The sequence below is a fragment of the Clostridium sp. AF34-10BH genome (genome assembly GCF_003478095.1).
Lineage (GTDB): Bacteria > Bacillota > Clostridia > Lachnospirales > Lachnospiraceae > Acetatifactor > Acetatifactor acetigignens.
In genome coordinates, this window is record NZ_QUEC01000001.1 from 239,683 (window position 1) to 257,564 (window position 17,882).

The 17,882-nt window shown below is 48.9% G+C and carries 14 protein-coding genes and 1 riboswitch; of the genes, 12 read left to right on the forward strand and 2 right to left on the reverse strand.

The genetic code is table 11. From position 1 onward, the window contains the following. The first annotated feature begins 2 nt into the window (after window positions 1–2). The 7 genes from DWZ61_RS01150 (at window position 3) to DWZ61_RS01180 (ending at window position 9,198) form a co-directional block, all read left to right on the forward strand. The gene (locus DWZ61_RS01150) at window positions 3–1,562 is read left to right on the forward strand and encodes a response regulator (RefSeq protein ID WP_118537169.1); all 1,560 of its coding nucleotides are present in this window, start codon (window positions 3–5) and stop codon (window positions 1,560–1,562) included. A gap of 3 nt (window positions 1,563–1,565) precedes the next feature. Further along, on the forward strand, window positions 1,566–3,284 hold the full coding sequence (locus DWZ61_RS01155; RefSeq protein ID WP_118537170.1) for a sensor histidine kinase: 1,719 nt from the start codon (window positions 1,566–1,568) through the stop codon (window positions 3,282–3,284). Then, window positions 3,281–4,264 carry a substrate-binding domain-containing protein gene (locus DWZ61_RS01160; protein ID WP_182426962.1) on the forward strand — a complete coding sequence of 328 codons (984 nt, stop codon included), beginning with the start codon at window positions 3,281–3,283 and terminating at the stop codon, window positions 4,262–4,264. Before DWZ61_RS01155 ends, DWZ61_RS01160 begins: the two co-directional genes overlap by 4 nt. Before the next feature lie 303 nt (window positions 4,265–4,567). Continuing rightward, entirely contained in the window at window positions 4,568–5,662 is a 1,095-nt protein-coding gene (locus DWZ61_RS01165; protein ID WP_117464866.1) for a galactose ABC transporter substrate-binding protein, read from the forward strand. Between the two features lie 75 nt (window positions 5,663–5,737). After that, window positions 5,738–7,237 (forward strand): ATP-binding cassette domain-containing protein, encoded by a 1,500-nt coding sequence (locus DWZ61_RS01170; RefSeq protein ID WP_117464867.1) that lies wholly within the window; start codon window positions 5,738–5,740, stop codon window positions 7,235–7,237. A 12-nt stretch (window positions 7,238–7,249) separates the two neighbouring features. Next, window positions 7,250–8,353 carry a hypothetical protein gene (locus DWZ61_RS01175; protein ID WP_022313676.1) on the forward strand — a complete coding sequence of 368 codons (1,104 nt, stop codon included), beginning with the start codon at window positions 7,250–7,252 and terminating at the stop codon, window positions 8,351–8,353. Window positions 8,354–8,535: 182 nt separating this feature from the next. Next, complete coding sequence (locus tag DWZ61_RS01180) at window positions 8,536–9,198, forward strand: InlB B-repeat-containing protein (protein WP_118537172.1); 663 nt, start codon at window positions 8,536–8,538, stop codon at window positions 9,196–9,198. Between the two features lie 515 nt (window positions 9,199–9,713). Here the strand turns inward: DWZ61_RS01180 and typA are convergent. Further along, complete coding sequence (gene typA, locus DWZ61_RS01185; protein WP_118537173.1) at window positions 9,714–11,552, reverse strand: translational GTPase TypA; 1,839 nt, start codon at window positions 11,550–11,552, stop codon at window positions 9,714–9,716. A gap of 286 nt (window positions 11,553–11,838) precedes the next feature. On the opposite strand from typA, the gene DWZ61_RS01190 reads away from it, so the two are divergent. From DWZ61_RS01190 to DWZ61_RS01210, 5 genes are all read left to right on the forward strand, one after another. Continuing rightward, window positions 11,839–12,492, forward strand: coding sequence for a single-stranded DNA-binding protein (locus DWZ61_RS01190; protein WP_022313502.1), 654 nt, complete (start codon window positions 11,839–11,841; stop codon window positions 12,490–12,492). A 111-nt stretch (window positions 12,493–12,603) separates the two neighbouring features. Beyond that, window positions 12,604–13,101, forward strand: a complete 498-nt coding sequence (locus DWZ61_RS01195; protein WP_118502776.1) for a cob(I)yrinic acid a,c-diamide adenosyltransferase — start codon at window positions 12,604–12,606, stop codon at window positions 13,099–13,101. 36 nt (window positions 13,102–13,137) lie between these two features. Next, a riboswitch (Lysine riboswitch) is annotated at window positions 13,138–13,314 on the forward strand. Between the two features lie 59 nt (window positions 13,315–13,373). Then, window positions 13,374–14,258, forward strand: coding sequence for a 4-hydroxy-tetrahydrodipicolinate synthase (gene dapA / locus DWZ61_RS01200; protein WP_118537174.1), 885 nt, complete (start codon window positions 13,374–13,376; stop codon window positions 14,256–14,258). A gap of 164 nt (window positions 14,259–14,422) precedes the next feature. Then, on the forward strand, window positions 14,423–15,187 hold the full coding sequence (dapB, locus tag DWZ61_RS01205; protein WP_118537175.1) for a 4-hydroxy-tetrahydrodipicolinate reductase: 765 nt from the start codon (window positions 14,423–14,425) through the stop codon (window positions 15,185–15,187). Between the two features lie 284 nt (window positions 15,188–15,471). Beyond that, entirely contained in the window at window positions 15,472–17,415 is a 1,944-nt protein-coding gene (locus DWZ61_RS01210) for a fructose-1,6-bisphosphatase (RefSeq protein ID WP_347475404.1), read from the forward strand. Window position 17,416: 1 nt separating this feature from the next. On the opposite strand, the gene DWZ61_RS01215 is transcribed toward DWZ61_RS01210, so the two are convergent. After that, on the reverse strand, window positions 17,417–17,863 hold the full coding sequence (locus DWZ61_RS01215; protein WP_022313497.1) for a hypothetical protein: 447 nt from the start codon (window positions 17,861–17,863) through the stop codon (window positions 17,417–17,419). Window positions 17,864–17,882: the final 19 nt, after the last annotated feature.

The following is a 17,882-nucleotide window of genomic DNA, read 5'->3' on the forward strand; positions in this document are numbered from 1 at the left end:
CGATGTATACAATCGTAGTGGCAGATGACGAAGAGGAATTACGCAGAGCAATCATAAGGAAGATCGACTGGGGGAGCATCGGATTTCAAGTCGTGGGGGAAGCGGAGAACGGCATCGAAGCTTTGGAACTGGTGGAGAGGATGGAACCGGATCTGCTGCTTACGGATATCCGGATGCCTTTTGTCTCCGGAATCGAGCTGGCAAGACAGGTCAGAGAGGTACGTCCTACCACACAGATCGCCTTCTTAAGCGGCTTCGATGAATTTTCTTATGCCCAGCAGGCCATCCAGTACAATATCATCAGTTATATGTTGAAACCTATCACTATGGTGGATCTGACGGAAGAACTGAAGAAGATCAAGCTTAAGATCGACGGAATCTTTGCGGAATTTGATGCCAGAAAACATGATAATCCGGATCTGCAACAGTTTTTTCTGCCCCTTTTGCTAGATGATTATGCCAGCTTTGAGGGGCAGGACCGGGAGGAACTTTTACAGGAACAGGCGGTTGGCAACGGCTTTTTGAAGGATCGTAATAATGCCTTTCAGTATGTGGTGCTGGCCATCACGGTGGAGGATACCAACGGGAAGAACCGTACGAGACCGGAACTGGTACATTCCGTGGATATGATACTGCAAAAATATATGAAGCATTATTCTTTTGCCATGGACGGCAGGATCATTGCAGTGCTGGCGGCCACCACGTCGACCTTCGACCGGTATCTGCATATTGCCGTGGGAGAGATGGTACAGAGTACGGAACGCATTCTGAAAATGCATTGTCATATCGGTGTCAGCCGTATCAGAGAACATCTGGGAGAATGCCACGAGGCCTACAGAGGAGCTATGAGTGCATTGGGATATTGCACTCCGGGAGAGAGCAACATCCATTATATTGCCGATGAAGAGCGGGATAACACCATGGACATGGAGCTGGCGGCGGAATGTGTTACTCAGATGGAGAATCTGATCCGTGGTGGTTCCCGAGAGGAACTGGAAAACTATCTGAAGGATGCATTTGGCAAACTGGAGGTGCAGCAGGATGCTGCCCTGAAATGCAAATTCCTGATCTTCCGGATGTCCTCGGCGCTGATCCGCATTGCCTATACGGTGACAGAAGATTCCGCCCTGTTCCAGCGTTTTGCCATGCTGGAAGGTCCGATACGGGAATCCAGGGATCGTTTCACGGCACTTTGCCTGGAAGTATGGGAACTGGTCAATGCGGGCAAGAAAAAGAGCAGCCAGATCCTGTGTGAAAAGGCCATGCAGATCATCGACAAGGAGTATGGGGATCCGTCCCTGTCTCTGGTGGGCGTCAGCAACAGCATTCATGTGAGCCCCAATTACCTGAGTGCCCTGATCAAAAAGGAGACCGGGTCAAGCTTCGTGGATCTGTTGACGAAAAAGAGGATCGAAACGGCAAGGGAACTGGTACTGGGCAGTTCCATGAAGATGCGGGAGATTGCGGAGCGCTGCGGTTACAGCGATCAGCATTATTTCAGCTACTGCTTTAAAAAGTATTGCGGGGTATCTCCCAATGCCATGCGACAGGAGAAAGAATAAGATATGAAGAAGCAAAAAACGTCCCTTTCTTTTATCATTACGACATTAGTGGTGGGACTGGTTACCCTGTTTTTGCTGTGGTCCACTTTTTACTTTTTTTCTCTTTATGTCGGAAGTATGAAACAGGCGGCACATACCAGCAGTGAACAGGCGGTGACTCAGGCTTCCAATACCATTTCTAACTACATCGGAGATATGCAGGAGATCATGAGTCTGATCGAGAAGGATCTGACAAAGAGCGGCGGAAGTACCGGGCAGACACTGGAGACTCTTTGCAGTGTCCGGTCGGATCTGGTGGCGGTCTATATCTATGATGAGCAGGGGAAGCTGGTGGATTCCCATACGGGAACTCATACTCTGAAGGGACATTATCTGAAGGATCTGTCTTATATCGAACTGGATTCCTACAGCCCCGGGGTACTCTATCTGTCGGAACCCCATGTGGAATCTATGTTGCAGGACTATTATCCCTGGGTGGTATCGGTCTTACAGGAGATTCCCGGAGCAGACGGACAGAAGCTGCGGGTAGTCATTGATATCCGTTTCTCCAAAATATCGGATTATGTGGACGATGTGGGAATCGGACAGCATGGCTACTGCTTTATCACAGACAGTAACGGAGAGATCATCTATCATCCCCAACAGCAGCTGCTGTATTCGGGTCTTAAGACGGAAGCCACGGAGGGACTGGATCTGAGCCACAACGGTTCCTTTGAGACCGAAGAACTGATCTGTAGTGTCCGGGCGCTGGATAACTGTAACTGGAAGGTGGTGGGTGTCAGCTATATCAGTGAACTGGTGACGGCCAAAGAGATGGAACTGGTGGGAAACATCTGTGTCATGCTGACAATCATTCTGCTGACGACCATGGTGGTCAGTGTTCTGGTATCCAGACTGGTGACCAATCCGGTGCAGCGTCTGATCCGGGCTATGGAAGAGTTCGAAAAGGATGCTGCGGGATATGTTTATCAGCCTGTGGAAGGCACCACGGAGATCGAGGCACTGTCACAGTCCTACGAGCACATGGTAAGAAAGATCCAGAAACTGATGAAGCAGGTACGTCAGGAAGAGATTTCCCTGCGCAAAACGGAGTTAAAGGCTCTGCAGGCCCAGATCAATCCCCACTTCTTATATAATACGTTGGATGCCATCGGGTGGCTCTGCGAGGAAGAAAGGTGTCAGGATGCCGTGGAGATGGTCAATGCTCTGGCGAAACTGTTTCGTATCAGTATCAGCAAGGGGCACGAATTGATCACCATTGAAAAAGAAGTAGAGCATGCCAGAAGCTATTTAAAGATCCAGAATTTCCGCTATAAGAATCAGTTTTCCTATGAGTTTCAGGTGGAAGAGGACTGTCTGCAATATTACTGTAACAAGATCACCCTGCAGCCCATTATCGAAAATGCCATCTATCACGGACTGGACCGCATGGTGGATGAAGGGCGGATTCTGATCCGCATCTACAGCGAAGGGGAAGATGTGGTCTTCCGGGTGGAGGATAACGGTGTCGGTATGTCAGAGGAACAGTGTCGGTCGATCCTTCATAAGGAGCCGGGAGATAATTCTGGCATCGGCATCAAGAACGTCAACGACAGGATTAAGATTTATTTCGGAAAAGAGTACGGTCTTTCCATAGAAAGCGAACTGGATGAAGGCACTACTGTGATCATACGGATGCCAAAGGTGGAAGAAAATGCAGCGGCAGGATGGGAGAAAGTATGAGAAAACAGAAAATAAAAAAAATACTGTCCCTGCTGGCTGCGGGTGTCCTGCTTCTTATGAGCATGAGTGGCTGCGGAAAAGAAGCTGAGACAGGGAAAACCCAGGTGGCTATGATCGTGAAGTCCACGGAGAGCGCCTTTTTTAAAAGTGTCTTTGCGGGTGCCCGGGCGGCGGCTACGGAATACAATCTGAATGTTACGTTTAACGGCCCGGAATCGGAAGAAGATTATGTGACCCAGAATGAGATGGTGCGGCAGGCCATGGAGGACGGAGTGGATGTGATCGTTTTCTCTGCGGTGGATTACAATGCCAATGCGGAGATCATCGGTCAGGCAGCCCAGAGAGGAATTAAGATCGTTGTCATTGACAGTGATGTCAACAGCAGTATGGTAAGCTGCCGCATTGGGACCAATAACCTGCAGGCCGGTGTGAAGGCGGCGGAAGCAGCTCTGGCGGTGGGAGAAGACGAACTGTATATCGGTATCGTGAATTATGATGTGAATTCCGCCAACGGGCAGCAACGGGAACTGGGATTCCGGCAGACGGTGGAGCAGGACCCGAGAGTAAAGGATATTACCACCATCAATGTCCTTTCCACCACGGAGGATGCCAGAGCGGGAGCAAAAGAGATGCTTTTGTCGGATTCCAGGATCAATGTGGTGGTGACCTTTAACGAATGGACCAGCCTCGGTGTGGGCTGGGCCATCCGGGATCTGGACCGGGGAGACAGGACGCAGGTGGTGGCGTTTGACTCCAATGTGGTCTCTGTGGGAATGTTGGAGACCGGGGAGGTGGATGCCCTGATCGTGCAGAACCCCTATGCCATGGGGTATCTGGGAGTGGAGACGGCAGCGAACCTGATCAACGGACAGACCGGCGGCCCCAGCGTGATAGACACAGCCACCACTATTGTGACCAGAGAGAACATGTACGAGCGGGAGAGCCAGAAGATATTGTTCTCTTTTGAAGAGAGAAAGTAACTATTCAGAACCCCACTCGCAAAACCGCTCTTTCAGAGCTATTCTTTTGCTCATGTGGTTACTTCGCCGAATAAGCATTACATAATTCTTACGAATGCAAGCGTTCGACGAAATTATGTAATGCTTTTCGGCTCTGAATAGTTACAAATTATGTACAGAACATGAACAAAATGTGTACAGAATAGTATATTTTTTAACCCCATGCGTAAGATTTTGTATATCTTTTATGTACAAGATGCCATATAATTACCTCATCAAGAGATGAAACACATACATTTTCATCAAAACAAGGAGGTATTTTATATGAAAAAGTTCATGTCACTACTGTTGGTCGGCATTATGATGCTCAGCCTCGTAGCGTGCGGAAAGAGCGGCGGAGGAAAGGGAGAGTTGAATGTAGGAGTATTCTATTACACCTACAGTGATACATACATCTCCAGCGTGCGTACTGCACTGGATAATGCGCTTACCGAAGCAGGCATCAAGTTCCAGAATTATGACGGCAACAGTAACCAGACCACCCAGAACGAGCAGATCGATACCGCTATTGCACAGGGTACCAACCTTCTGATCGTCAACATCGTAACATCCGGTTCCGTAGACGCTTCCCAGGCCATCGTTGACAAGGCAAGCGCAGCAGGAATCCCCGTTATCTTCTTCAACCGTGCGGTAGAATCCGATGAGGATGAAGGTAAGGTATTAGGCAGCTATGACAAGTGTGCATTCGTTGGAACCGATGCTCCCGAAGCAGGTCATATGCAGGGTAAGATGGTTGGTCAGTATGTAGTAGACAACTTCGATGCTATTGATCTGAATGGCGATGGCAAGATCAGCTACGCAATGTTCATGGGTCAGTTAGGTAACGTAGAAGCAATCTATCGTACCCAGTACGGCGTAGAAGATGCAGATGCAGTGATCACCGCAGCAGGCAAGCCCGCTCTGGAGTACTTCGATGCATCCAATACCGATAAGTATCAGGTTGACCAGGACGGTAACTGGTCCGCAACCGCAGCTAACAACTACATGACCACCAACCTGTCTCAGTACAATGAGTCCGCTGGTAACATGATCGAGCTGGTTATCTGCAACAACGACGGTATGGCTGAAGGCGTTATCTCCGCTCTGAATGACAAGGGCTACAACTTAGGCGATGGCAACTGCACCACCATTCCTGTATTCGGTGTTGATGCAACTGACGCAGCCAAGCAGCTGATCGCAGACGGCAAGATGACCGGTACCATCAAGCAGGATGCAGAAGGTATGGCAAACGGTATTGCTTACCTGGCTAAGAACATCCAGGCTGGCAAGGATCTGATGGCAGATACCGACAGCTTCAACATCTCTGAGAAGGTTAGCAACAAGATCTACATCCCTTACGCTACTTACACCGGAGAATGATCTGAATAACAAGTAAATAAAAGAAGCGGCTGCTGCATCTGGCAGCGGCCGCTCTTTATGTATAGGAGGATGCGTATGGGACAGGAAGTATTACTTCAGATGACAGACATATGCAAGGAATTCCCCGGCGTAAAGGCACTGGATCATGTATCCCTTACCGTAAAAAAAGGAACGGTACACGCGCTCATGGGAGAGAACGGCGCCGGTAAATCCACCTTAATGAAGTGTCTGTTCGGCATCTACAGTAAGGATGCAGGCAAGATCGAACTGGAAGGCAAGGAAGTCAATTTCAAAAATTCCAGAGAAGCACTGAATAACGGAGTGGCCATGGTTCACCAGGAACTGAATCAGGCACTGAAAAGAAATGTCATGGATAATATCTGGCTGGGCCGTTATCCCATGACAGCAGGCATTATGGTCAACGAGCACAAGATGCTGGAAGACACCAACAAGATTTTTGAAGAACTGGGGATCGCTGTAGACCCCAAGAGAATCATGAGTACGATGCCGGTATCACAAAGGCAGATGGTAGAGATCGCGAAAGCGGTATCCTACAACAGTAAGATCATTGTATTTGACGAACCTACTTCATCCCTGACGGAAGAAGAAGTGGAGCATCTGTTCAAGATCATCAATATGCTTCGTGACAGAGGATGCGGTATTATCTATATTTCTCACAAGATGGCAGAGATCCTGCGGATCGCAGATGAAGTCACCGTCATGCGTGACGGTACCTGGATCGCAACAGAGCCTGCACAGAACCTGACTACAGACAAGATCATCAAACTGATGGTAGGCCGTGAACTGACCAACCAGTTCCCGCCCAAGACCAACAAGCCCGGTGAAGTGGCATTGGAGGTAGAACACTTAAGCGCGAGATATTCCTTGCTGCAGGATGTATCTTTTAAGGCTCGAAAGGGTGAGATCGTAGGTCTGGCCGGACTGGACGGCAGCGGCAGAACGGAGACACTGGAGAATATCTTCGGTGTGGCCACCAGAAAAGACGGTGTGATCAAACTGGACGGCAAAGAGGTCAGAAACCGCAATGCCAGAGAGTCCATTAAAAACGGTTTTGCACTTCTGACGGAGGAACGTCGTGCCACCGGTATCTTCGGAATCCTGAATATCCGGGAGAACACGGTGATCTCCAGTCTGAAGAAACATAAAAAAGCAGGATTTTATCTGAGTGATAAATCCATGGAGAAGGACACTGCATGGGCCATTGATGCCATGCATATCAAGACACCTTCCCAGAAGACGAAGATCCGGTCACTGTCCGGTGGTAACCAGCAGAAGGTTATCCTCGGCAGATGGCTTCTCACAGAGCCGGAGGTGCTGATGCTGGATGAGCCTACCAGAGGTATCGACGTAGGTGCAAAGTACGAGATCTACCAGCTGATCATCGATCTGGCCAATAAGGGCAAAGTTGTCCTGATGGTATCTTCGGAGATGCCGGAGCTGCTGGGTGTATGTGACAGAATTCTTGTCATGAGCGGCGGTAAGCTGGCAGGAGAAGTAGATGCCAAAAATACGACACAGGAAGAGATCATGTCTCTTGCTGCAAAATATGTATAGGAGGATATGCGTATGAATCCCGGCAAAGCAATTCAGAATAAAATTAACGGCGTAAAGCAAAATTTTGCAGACTACAAGAAGCTGGACAGCAGAGACAAGAAGACCTATTGGAAAGAATTTTTACTTAACAATGCCTTATACATCCTGCTGATCGTAGCAATTATTTACACTTACATCCAGAACTCCAATTTCCTGTCGGCGGCTTCCATTGTCAACATCATCAGCCTGTCCGCGGCGAACCTTCCCATTGCCTGTGGTATTGCAGGATGTATCGTATTGACAGGTACCGACTTGTCCGCAGGACGTGTGGTAGGACTGACCGCATGTATCACGGCATCCCTGATGCAGTCCGTGACTTATGCCACCAAGATGTTCCCGAACCTTCCGGTACTTCCGATCCCTCTGGTGATCCTGATCGTACTGTTGGTCGGCGGTATCGTGGGATGGGTCAACGGTTTCTTCGTAGCGAAATTCCAGTTGCATCCTTTCATCGTAACTCTGGCTACCCAGTTGATCGTATACGGCCTACTGTTAATGTACATCATGATCAACGGCAATAACGGTCAGCCTCTGTCCGGTCTGGATCAGCACTTCAACGATGTGGTAAAGGGAAGCGTGATCTCCTTCAATGCCGGCGGCGCGAGAATCGCCATTCCCAACTATGTATGGCTGGCAGCTTTGATCGTTGTTATCATGTGGTTCATCTGGAACAAGACCACCTTCGGTAAGAACATGTTTGCAGTAGGTTCCAATCCCGAAGCAGCAAAGGTATCCGGTGTTAACGTAATGAAAACCACCATTTTAGTACATACACTGGCAGGTGCCATGTACGGTCTGACCGGTTTCATCGAGTCTTCCCGTATCGGTTCCAACACAGCAAATACCGGATTGAACTACGAGTGTGATGCCATTGCAGCTTGCGTTATCGGCGGTGTCTCTTTCGTAGGTGGTACCGGTAAGATCAGTGGTGTCGTACTTGGTGTATTTCTCTTAAGAATCATCTTCGTAGCACTGAACTTCCTGTCCATCAACATGAACATGCAGTATGTGATCAAAGGACTCATCATTCTGGTTGCCTGCGCGATCGATATGAGAAAGTACCTGGTAAGAAAGTAATGACATAAGACTCCCCCATAGAAAACATCCGTGACTGCTTGCAGGTAAAGGATGTTTTCTACGTGGGTAGTAAAACAATATGAGTATGAAGGACGACAGTCCGGAATACGAATATTGGTTGCAATTTCGAGAGTGCGCAGCACATAGAAATTGCTTATGATAGATTAGGAAAAGGAAAAATTATGAATCAGGAACGAGTGACAACAGAGAATACAGAAGAAAAGGCAGCAGAAGTCACCACGCAGTCGGAAACGACGCAGCAGCCGGAGAAAGCAATCCGTCCGAAAGGAAAATGGTTCGGCCGCGGCATTTACGGAAGCAAGGATGTTCCCATCCGCATTCTGGATGGCCTGATCGGTGTCCTGATCGTGGTGATCGTGGGAATGATTATTTTCTTCGCGGTACGCGGTGGATTCAACATTGTGTACGATACGGACGGCGGAAGTGAAGTGGCAGCCCGGAAGGTACGCTACGGTGAATTCCTTACAGAGCCCGAGACCCCTTATAAGCCCGGCTACACCTTTGACGGGTGGTATACGGAAAAAGAAGGAGAGACAGTGCTGTGGTATTTCCAGTCGGAGAAAGTCACCGGCGATATGACTCTGACCGCTCACTGGGTTCCCGCACAGTTCACCGTGAAATTCGACTATGACGGCGGCACCGGTGCCGACGGTTCCGCCGTGGAATCCAAACAGGTGACCTTCGGCGAGACCTATGGCGAACTTCCCACCCCGGTAAAAGAAGGGAGTACCTTCGCTGGCTGGGAGTACAGCGGACAGACTATTACTGCAGACACCGTCGTCCAGATGACCGGGGAGCATGTGTTGACAGCCACCTGGAATTAACTGAAGAGTTAGTGAAATATCCCCGTAGCCCGTATTGGGGCTAAGAACCGCAGACCCGTTTCCACTTCGGATGCAGACCGTAGCGGTACATAAGCGAGGAAAGTACCCTCGCTAAGTACCGACGGCTGCTTAGAGTCTGCTTGTCCTTACCCCAACGCGGGCTACTGTTTTTTCGCAGGCTTTCCAAAACGCAGAATGCCCGCGGCGGATGGAATGTCCTTCCGAAGATGTTTGTCGGGAGGTGGTGATATTTTCTCGAAAAGTGTTGAACATCAGGGTGGAGCGAACAGGACGTTCGCGACAGGCGGACGTTGCCATGGATGGCAACTGGAGCCGTGCACGGACGGGTTAGAACCGCTACTCACTTTTCGTCAGAAAATTCCCACCGGGAGACCTTACATCGAGGAAGGATGTTCCGTTCGCCGTGGGCATTTGGGATTCTTTGTTAACCCAGTTAAAAACCACCTTCACATACTGCAGGCAGTACACGAAGGTGGTTCTATTTATAAATCTTCTTAAGCTTTCTTATTGATCATGGCACGTTTCCTCATGGTCGGATCCAGAATCTTCTTACGGATACGCAGGTTGGTAGGAGTTACTTCCAACAGTTCGTCGGTATCGATGAAGTCCAGAGCCTGCTCCAGAGACAGGATTTTGGGCGGTGTCAGACGCAGAGCTTCGTCAGCACTGGAGGAACGGGTGTTGGTCAGCTGCTTCTTCTTGCAGACATTGATCTCGATGTCCTCACTGCGTCCGGTCTGACCGATGACCATACCGGAGTATACCTTTTCACCGGGTCCGATGAAGAGAGTACCACGCTCCTGCGCATTGTACAGACCGTAGGTGATAGCTTCACCGGCTTCAAATGCGATCAGGGAACCCATTTTACGATACTGGATATCTCCCTTGTAAGGGCCGTAGTCGTCGAATACGGTGTTCAGAATACCGTTACCCTTGGTATCGGTCATGAACTCACCGCGGTAACCAATCAGTCCTCTTGCGGGGATGGAGAACTCCAGACGGGTGTAAGTGCCGCCGGAAATGGAACCCATGTTACGAAGTTCACCTTTTCTCTGACCAAGCTTCTCAATAACAGCACCGGCAAATTCATTGGGAACATCGATGTAAGCCAGCTCCATAGGTTCTAACTTCTTGCCGTTCTCATCGGTATGATACAGAACCTCAGCCTTACTTACTGCAAACTCAAAACCTTCACGACGCATATTCTCGATCAGTACGGACAAATGCAGCTCACCACGGCCGGATACTTTGAAACGGTCAGGAGAATCGGTCTCTTCCACACGCAAGGATACATCGGTATTTAACTCGCGGAACAGTCTGTCACGCAGGTGACGGCTGGTAACGAATTTACCTTCCTGGCCTGCCAGGGGAGAGTCGTTGACCATGAACTGCATGGCGATGGTAGGCTCACTGATCTTCTGGAAAGGAATGGGTACCACATTTTCCGGAGAGCAGATGGTGTCACCGATGTGAAGCTCGCTGATACCAGAGATGGCAACGATGGAACCGATGCCTGCTTCCTTGACTTCTACTTTATTCAGACCGTCGAACTCATACAGCTTGCTGACCTTGGTCTTAATGATCTTGTCGGGGTTGTGGTGGTTACAGATGACCACATCCTGGTTTACACGGATGGTACCGTTGTCTACTTTACCGACACCGATACGTCCTACATATTCATTATAATCAATGGTACTGATCAGTACCTGGGTAGCCGCATCCGGATCTCCTTCGGGAGCGGGGATGTAGTTTAAAATGGTCTCAAACAGAGGTTCCATATCAGTACCCATTTCGTCAGCATCCAGAGAGGCAATACCGGCCTTTGCGGAAGCATATACGAAAGGACAATCCAGCTGAGAATCATCCGCATCCAGCTCTAAGAACAGTTCCAGTACCTCGTCTACGACCTCATCGGGTCTTGCTTCGGGACGGTCGATCTTATTGATACATACGATAACGGGAAGCTTTAATTCCAGTGCTTTACGAAGCACGAATTTGGTCTGGGGCATGGCACCCTCGAAGGCATCCACCACCAGGATAACGCCGTTTACCATTTTCAGGACACGCTCTACCTCGCCGCCGAAGTCCGCATGGCCCGGGGTGTCGATGATGTTGATCTTGGTACCCTTATACATAACGGCAGTGTTCTTGGACAGAATGGTGATACCACGCTCACGCTCGATATCGTTGGAGTCCATGACACGCTCAGCAACTTCCTGATTTTCACGGAATACACCGCTTTGTTTTAACAGCTCATCCACCAGAGTGGTTTTACCGTGGTCTACGTGAGCAATGATTGCAACGTTTCTGACATCTTCTCTTTTTTGTCTCATAAAAATCCTTGCCTTTCTAAAAATGCGTGCAACTGATTCAATCTTTTTTCAAACTGTTTCAGTATAGCACTTATCATTTCCGGACGCAAGAAAAAACCGTGGAAAATCAACGCTTTTGGTGGTTTTCTATATGAAAAAGTATGGAAAAGAAATCCCTTTTGTGCGTAATTTGCCCTTTTGTGCGATGAGTTTTAGTACTCAAACGATGGATTTTAGAGTATAAATAGTAGTGCAATACATAAAGATTGTTGTAGAAGAGTCAGAAGATGTAGAAGGGAGAACAAAAATGACAGATAAGGTTATTGAAAACAATCAGGTAACGGTGATGGGGGAAGTGGTAAGCAATTTTTCCTACAGCCATGAGATCTATGGGGAAGGATTCTACATGGTGGACATCAAATGTACGAGACTGAGCGACAGTTTTGACATTATACCAGTGATGGTCTCAGAAAGATTACTGGACGTGACAGCCAGCTATGTCGGAATGCTTTTGTGTGTGAACGGACAGTTTCGTTCCTACAATCGTCATGAGGAGCGCAAGAACAGACTGGTGTTGTCTGTGTTTGCCAGAGAAGTGAAATTTATTGAAGAAATGGAAGAAAGTTCGAAGACGAACCAGATTTATCTGGATGGATATATATGTAAGGAACCGGTGTATCGTAAGACACCGTTGGGAAGAGAAATAGCGGATCTGCTGCTGGCGGTAAACCGTCCGTACGGAAAATCCGATTATATTCCCTGTATCTGTTGGGGACGTAACGCCCGTTATGCGGAGCATTTCAAGGTAGGAGAGCGCTGTGCGATCTGGGGACGGATCCAGAGCCGTGAATATATGAAAAAACTGGATGAAGAGCATGTGGAGAAAAGAGTAGCTTTCGAGGTATCCGTCAGCAAACTGGAACTTCTGGAGGAGGCACAGGTGCAGGAATCCATCGTCTAACGACAAAAGATTGCAAAAAGTGACAATATATGGTATAAAAGAATGCATAGATATTAGTAACTGTGTACAGCTAGGGAGCGTCAGATACGCAGATAGACCATGAGGTGTGGAATGGCAGAAGGATGCATCTATATTTATACCGGCGATGGCAGAGGCAAATCACCGGCAGCGATTGGAAGAGCGGTACAGGCAGCGGTAGAAGGCAAGAGGGTCGTTATTATTCAGTTCCTGAAGGGAAAGGGACTGGGGGATTCCGATTTTTTACGCAGAATGGAGCCGGAGATCAAGCTGTTCCGTTTCGAGAAATCGGACGGTAATTTCGTGGAATTACCGGAGGAAAAGAAGCAGGAGGAGATCCAGAACATCCGTAACGGGATCGGCTTTGCCAAGAAAGTACTGACGACTGGAGAATGCGATCTGCTGATCCTGGACGAAGTGCTGGGACTGGTGGAGAAGGATATTATTACGGAAGATGACCTGAAGGCATTACTGGAATGCAGGGGAGATACGGATGTGATTCTGACGGGAATCACCCTGAACGATGAGATCTGTGTTCTGGCGGATGAAGTGTCCAAGATTGAAACGGTAAAATTCAAGGTCTGGGATTGACAGTCACATGGGTTGATGCTATCATAAAACTATATTTAAAAAGATAGAGGTTGCGTTTTTCAAGAGTATTTTTTCGGAGGTAACAGGTACCGATGAGGGAAGAAGAAAGGGGAACACGCCGAAAGATAAGGTATCCTGTATATGTTATCTTGGGCATACGTTTAAGAAGCGTATGACTGTCATCTCGTGAGCAGATGGGGCGCTATCAAATAAGCTTGGATAATCAGCGCCGGCGCCATTGTGCGCTGGCGTTTTGCAAATGGAGGAAGCATATGGCTATTTTTAAAGGAGCAGGCGTGGCAATCGTCACACCCATGAACGAGGACGGATCCGTCAATTATGAGAAATTCGGTGAACTGATCGAATTCCAGATCGCAAACGGCACAGATGCTATTATCGTATGCGGTACCACAGGTGAGTCATCTACCCTGACCCATGAGGAGCATCTGGATACTATCAAATACTGTGTGGACAAAGTTGCAAAGAGAATCCCCGTAGTAGCAGGTACCGGTTCCAATTGTACCGAGACTGCAGTATACCTGTCTCAGGAAGCGGAGAAATACGGCGTGGACGGCATTCTGCTGGTAAGTCCCTACTATAATAAAGCAACCCAGAAGGGACTGTATCGTCATTTCAAGACCGTTGCGGATTCTGTGAAGGTTCCCGCTATTCTGTATAACGTACCCAGCCGTACCGGCTGCAATATTCTGCCGGAGACCGTAGTGAAGCTGTGTAAGGACGTGGAGAACATCGTAGGTGTCAAGGAAGCCAGCGGCAACATCAGCCAGATCGCTCACCTGGCAGCCATCGGACAGGGCGTTGTGGATATTTATTCCGGTAATGACGACCAGATCGTACCCATTCTGGCCCTGGGCGGAGTCGGAGTTATCTCCGTACTTTCCAATGTAGCACCTACACAGACCCACGAGATCTGCCAGAAGTTCTTTGACGGAGATGTGGCAGGCAGCCGTCAGATGCAGTTAGATGCCATGGATCTGTGTAACGCGCTGTTCTGTGAAGTGAACCCGATCCCTGTAAAGACCGCACTGAACATGATGGGAATGGGAGCCGGTGCGTTCCGTATGCCTCTGTGTGAAATGGAAGAGGCCAATGCCAAGAGGCTTGAAAAAGCCCTGAAGGATTATGGTATCCTGTAGGCTGGAAAATAGAGAGCAAGAGTGGAAGAATCCCGCCTGTGAAATTTTTGTCATGGGCGGGATCTTTTTTCAAAAAGTAACGATTCATAGTGCGCTTTTGCAAATGAATATGAGGGCTGCTGGATCGTTATTACAAAAATCATGATAGATAGGAGAAAAGAAAAATGGTAAAAATAATCATGCATGGATGTAACGGTAAAATGGGACAGGTGATCAGCGGACTGATCGCAGCGGACCCCGATATGGAACTGGTGGCGGGAATTGATGCCAGAGACGATGGACACAATCCCTACCCTGTATTCACAGATATTTACAAATGTGATGTGGCTGCAGATGCAATCATTGATTTCTCCGCAGCCGTGGCAGTAGACAAGCTGTTGGATTACTGCGTGGAGAAAAAGCTTCCCTGCGTGCTGTGTACCACTGGTCTGTCCGAGGCACAGCTGGCGAAAGTAGACGAAGCAGCGAAAAAGGTGGCCATCTTAAAATCCGCCAATATGTCCTTAGGTATCAACCTGATGTTAAAGCTTTTGAAAGAAGCTGCCGGAGTGCTGGCCAACGCAGGCTTCGATATGGAGATTGTGGAGAAGCACCACAATCTGAAGGTAGACGCTCCCAGCGGCACCGCACTGGCACTGGCAGATTCCATCAACGAGGAATTTAACGGTGAGTATGAATATGTCTATGACCGCAGCAACCGCAGAGAGCAGAGACCGAAGAAAGAAATTGGCATCAGCTCTGTCAGAGGCGGCACCATCGTCGGTGACCATGATGTGATCTTCGCCGGGGCAGACGAAGTGGTAACCTTCTCCCACACCGCCTACTCCAAAGCTGTCTTCGGTAAAGGCGCCGTACAGGCAGCCAAGTTCCTGGCAGGCAAGCCCGCCGGCATGTACAACATGTCTGATGTGATCGATGCAGCGATGTAATTACCGGGTAAAGTCATGAACTGACGAAGTGGATGGATGCCATGGCGATGATGTTTGTCGCAGAGTGTTGACATTTTCTTGAAAAGTGTTGAAGAACAGGGTGGAGCAAACACGATGTTTGCGACAGCCGATCCGCACTACGGATGGTGCGTGTAGGCGTGCCCGTGTTAAGTAGAACAAATGAATCACTTTTCCTAGAAAATTCACACTCGGAGACCTTACACCGAGGCATGGTATCCGTACGCTTCGTGAAGTAACATAGAAAGGTGAATTTCATGAACGAAATGGAACAGAAGGTTCTAAAGACCCTCTCACACCAATACAAAAATATAGCGGCAGCCTCCACAGAGATCATCAACCTCCAGTCCATCCTGAACCTCCCCAAAGGTACGGAACATTTCCTGACGGATATCCACGGAGAATACGAACAGTTCAACCATGTCCTGAAAAACGGTTCCGGTTCCGTACGCCGCAAGATCGACGAGGAATTCGGCAACACCATCAGCAACAAGGACAAAAAAAGCCTGGCAACCCTGATCTATTATCCAGAGAGCAAACTGGAGATCGTGGAAAGAGAAGAGGACAATCTGGAGGACTGGTACAAAATATCCCTTCATCGTCTGGTACAGGTCATCAAACGTGTCTCTTCCAAATACACCCGCTCCAAAGTCAGAAAGGCATTGCCGAAGGATTTCGCCTATGTCATCGAAGAACTGATCACGGAGAAGGAAGAAATCCAGGACAAAGAGGCATACTATAATGAGATCATCCATACTATCATCCGCATCGGCAGAGCGCCGCAGTTTATTATTGCGTTAAGCCACCTGATCCAGCGGCTGGTCATCGATCATCTGCATATCGTCGGTGATATTTACGACAGAGGTCCCGGCCCTCATATTATTATGGATACTTTGTGCGAATACCATTCCGTGGATGTCCAGTGGGGCAACCATGACATGGTGTGGATGGGCGCGGCGGCCGGAAGTCTGGCCTGTATCGCCAATGTGGTCAGAATGTCTGCCAGATACGGTAATCTCGCCACTCTGGAGGATGGCTACGGCATCAACCTGCTGCCTCTGGCTACATTTGCACTGGAAACTTATGAGAATACCAACTGCGATGTCTTTACCATCAAGTTCAATACCGATTACAATACCAAGGATCTCGGGCTGGACACCAAGATGCATAAAGCAATTGCTATCTTGCAGTTCAAGCTGGAAGGACAGCTGATCATGAGACACCCGGAGTTCCATATGGAAGACCGGATGCTGTTGCATCGGATCGATTTCGAGAAAAAGACGATCTGCGTGGACGGCAAAGAATATCCCATGAAAGACGTGGATTTCCCTACGGTGGATCCTGTACATCCTTACGAACTCACGGAGGAAGAGAGCAAGGTCATGCTGCGCCTGCAGCAGGTGTTCATGCGCTGTGAGAAACTGCAGCGCCATGTAAAATTTCTGTTTTCCAAGGGCGGCATGTACAAGATTTACAACGGCAATCTGTTGTATCACGGCTGTGTCCCCTTGAATCCGGACGGCAGTTTCATGCAGGTGGAGATCTGCGGAAAAGAGTATTGCGGAAAAGCACTGTACGACATTCTGGAATATTACGCCAGAAGAGGTTATTATGCCAAGGAAGCCAAAGAGCGCGCTCTGGGACAGGATATGATCTGGTACATCTGGGCAGGCCCCGGTTCCCCGGTGTTCGGCAAGGCAAAAATGGCTACCTTTGAGCGGTATTTCCTGAAGGATAAGGAGACTCATATAGAAGAGAAAAACAGTTACTATAAGCTGTTGGAAAATGAGGAAGTCATCGGCAGAATCTTAGAGGAATTCGGTCTGGACAAGGCCGATGCCCATATCGTCAATGGTCACGTGCCCGTGGAACAGATCCATGGGGAATCACCCATCAAATGCGGCGGTAAGCTGCTGATCATCGACGGTGGCTTTTCCAAAGCATATCAGAAAAAGACGGGAATTGCGGGATATACGCTGGTATGTAATTCCAGAGGAATGCGTCTGGTAGCCCATGAACCTTTTGAATCTACGGAAGCGGCGATCATCAAGGAATCGGATATTTTCTCGGATTCCGTGGTGGTGGAGAATTTCCCCCGCAGAAAACTGGTGGCCGATACCGATACCGGCAAGGAGATCCAGGAGAATATCTTCTATCTGGAAGAACTCCTGGAGGCTTACCGGGAAGGTACGATCATGGAAGAGGTATAACTTATCTCTGGCCGGCTCCGGTGGTGGCAGTGGTAGAATCGTTGTTACCTGCAGTATCATTACCGTTGCCTACCAGGTCGTTGGTGATATCGGAGACACCGTTTGCGGCATCGTCCACGATATTGCCTACGGTATCACCGGCTTCTCCGATGGCATTGCCTGCATTGTCCAGCATGGAATCATTTTCTCCTACGGTGTTACCGTTGCCGTTCATGTCACCCATAGTGCTGTCGGTAGCGGCAGTTCCGGTCTCTGTGGTCTGCGCCTCTGTGCTCCCCTGAGCAGCAGGAGAGGTGGACGGAGAAGGAGAGGCAGCCATGCTGCCGGAGTTATTGTTGTTCTTGTTGGTGCCACAGGCGGTCGCCATACACAGGTAGACTGTGATGATGCCCAGAACCAGTAATTTTTTCCCGATGTGGGATGTTACGTTATTTGTCTTATTTTTCATAATGTCCTCCATTTCAAGA

What these genes read in the sequence shown, in the direction of transcription:
- DWZ61_RS01155 (WP_118537170.1), top strand. Translation starts at nt 1,566, where the DNA reads ATGAAGAAGCAAAAAACGTCCCTTTCTTTTATCATTACGACATTAGTG.
- DWZ61_RS01170 (WP_117464867.1), top strand. Translation starts at nt 5,738, where the DNA reads ATGGGACAGGAAGTATTACTTCAGATGACAGACATATGCAAGGAATTC.
- DWZ61_RS01210 (WP_347475404.1), top strand. Translation starts at nt 15,472, where the DNA reads ATGGAACAGAAGGTTCTAAAGACCCTCTCACACCAATACAAAAATATA.
- DWZ61_RS01150 (WP_118537169.1), top strand. Translation starts at nt 3, where the DNA reads ATGTATACAATCGTAGTGGCAGATGACGAAGAGGAATTACGCAGAGCA.
- DWZ61_RS01165 (WP_117464866.1), top strand. Translation starts at nt 4,568, where the DNA reads ATGAAAAAGTTCATGTCACTACTGTTGGTCGGCATTATGATGCTCAGC.
- dapB (WP_118537175.1), top strand. Translation starts at nt 14,423, where the DNA reads ATGGTAAAAATAATCATGCATGGATGTAACGGTAAAATGGGACAGGTG.
- DWZ61_RS01190 (WP_022313502.1), top strand. Translation starts at nt 11,839, where the DNA reads ATGACAGATAAGGTTATTGAAAACAATCAGGTAACGGTGATGGGGGAA.
- DWZ61_RS01175 (WP_022313676.1), top strand. Translation starts at nt 7,250, where the DNA reads ATGAATCCCGGCAAAGCAATTCAGAATAAAATTAACGGCGTAAAGCAA.
- DWZ61_RS01195 (WP_118502776.1), top strand. Translation starts at nt 12,604, where the DNA reads ATGGCAGAAGGATGCATCTATATTTATACCGGCGATGGCAGAGGCAAA.
- DWZ61_RS01160 (WP_182426962.1), top strand. Translation starts at nt 3,281, where the DNA reads ATGAGAAAACAGAAAATAAAAAAAATACTGTCCCTGCTGGCTGCGGGT.
- DWZ61_RS01215 (WP_022313497.1), bottom strand. Translation starts at nt 17,863, where the DNA reads ATGAAAAATAAGACAAATAACGTAACATCCCACATCGGGAAAAAATTA.
- typA (WP_118537173.1), bottom strand. Translation starts at nt 11,552, where the DNA reads ATGAGACAAAAAAGAGAAGATGTCAGAAACGTTGCAATCATTGCTCAC.
- dapA (WP_118537174.1), top strand. Translation starts at nt 13,374, where the DNA reads ATGGCTATTTTTAAAGGAGCAGGCGTGGCAATCGTCACACCCATGAAC.
- DWZ61_RS01180 (WP_118537172.1), top strand. Translation starts at nt 8,536, where the DNA reads ATGAATCAGGAACGAGTGACAACAGAGAATACAGAAGAAAAGGCAGCA.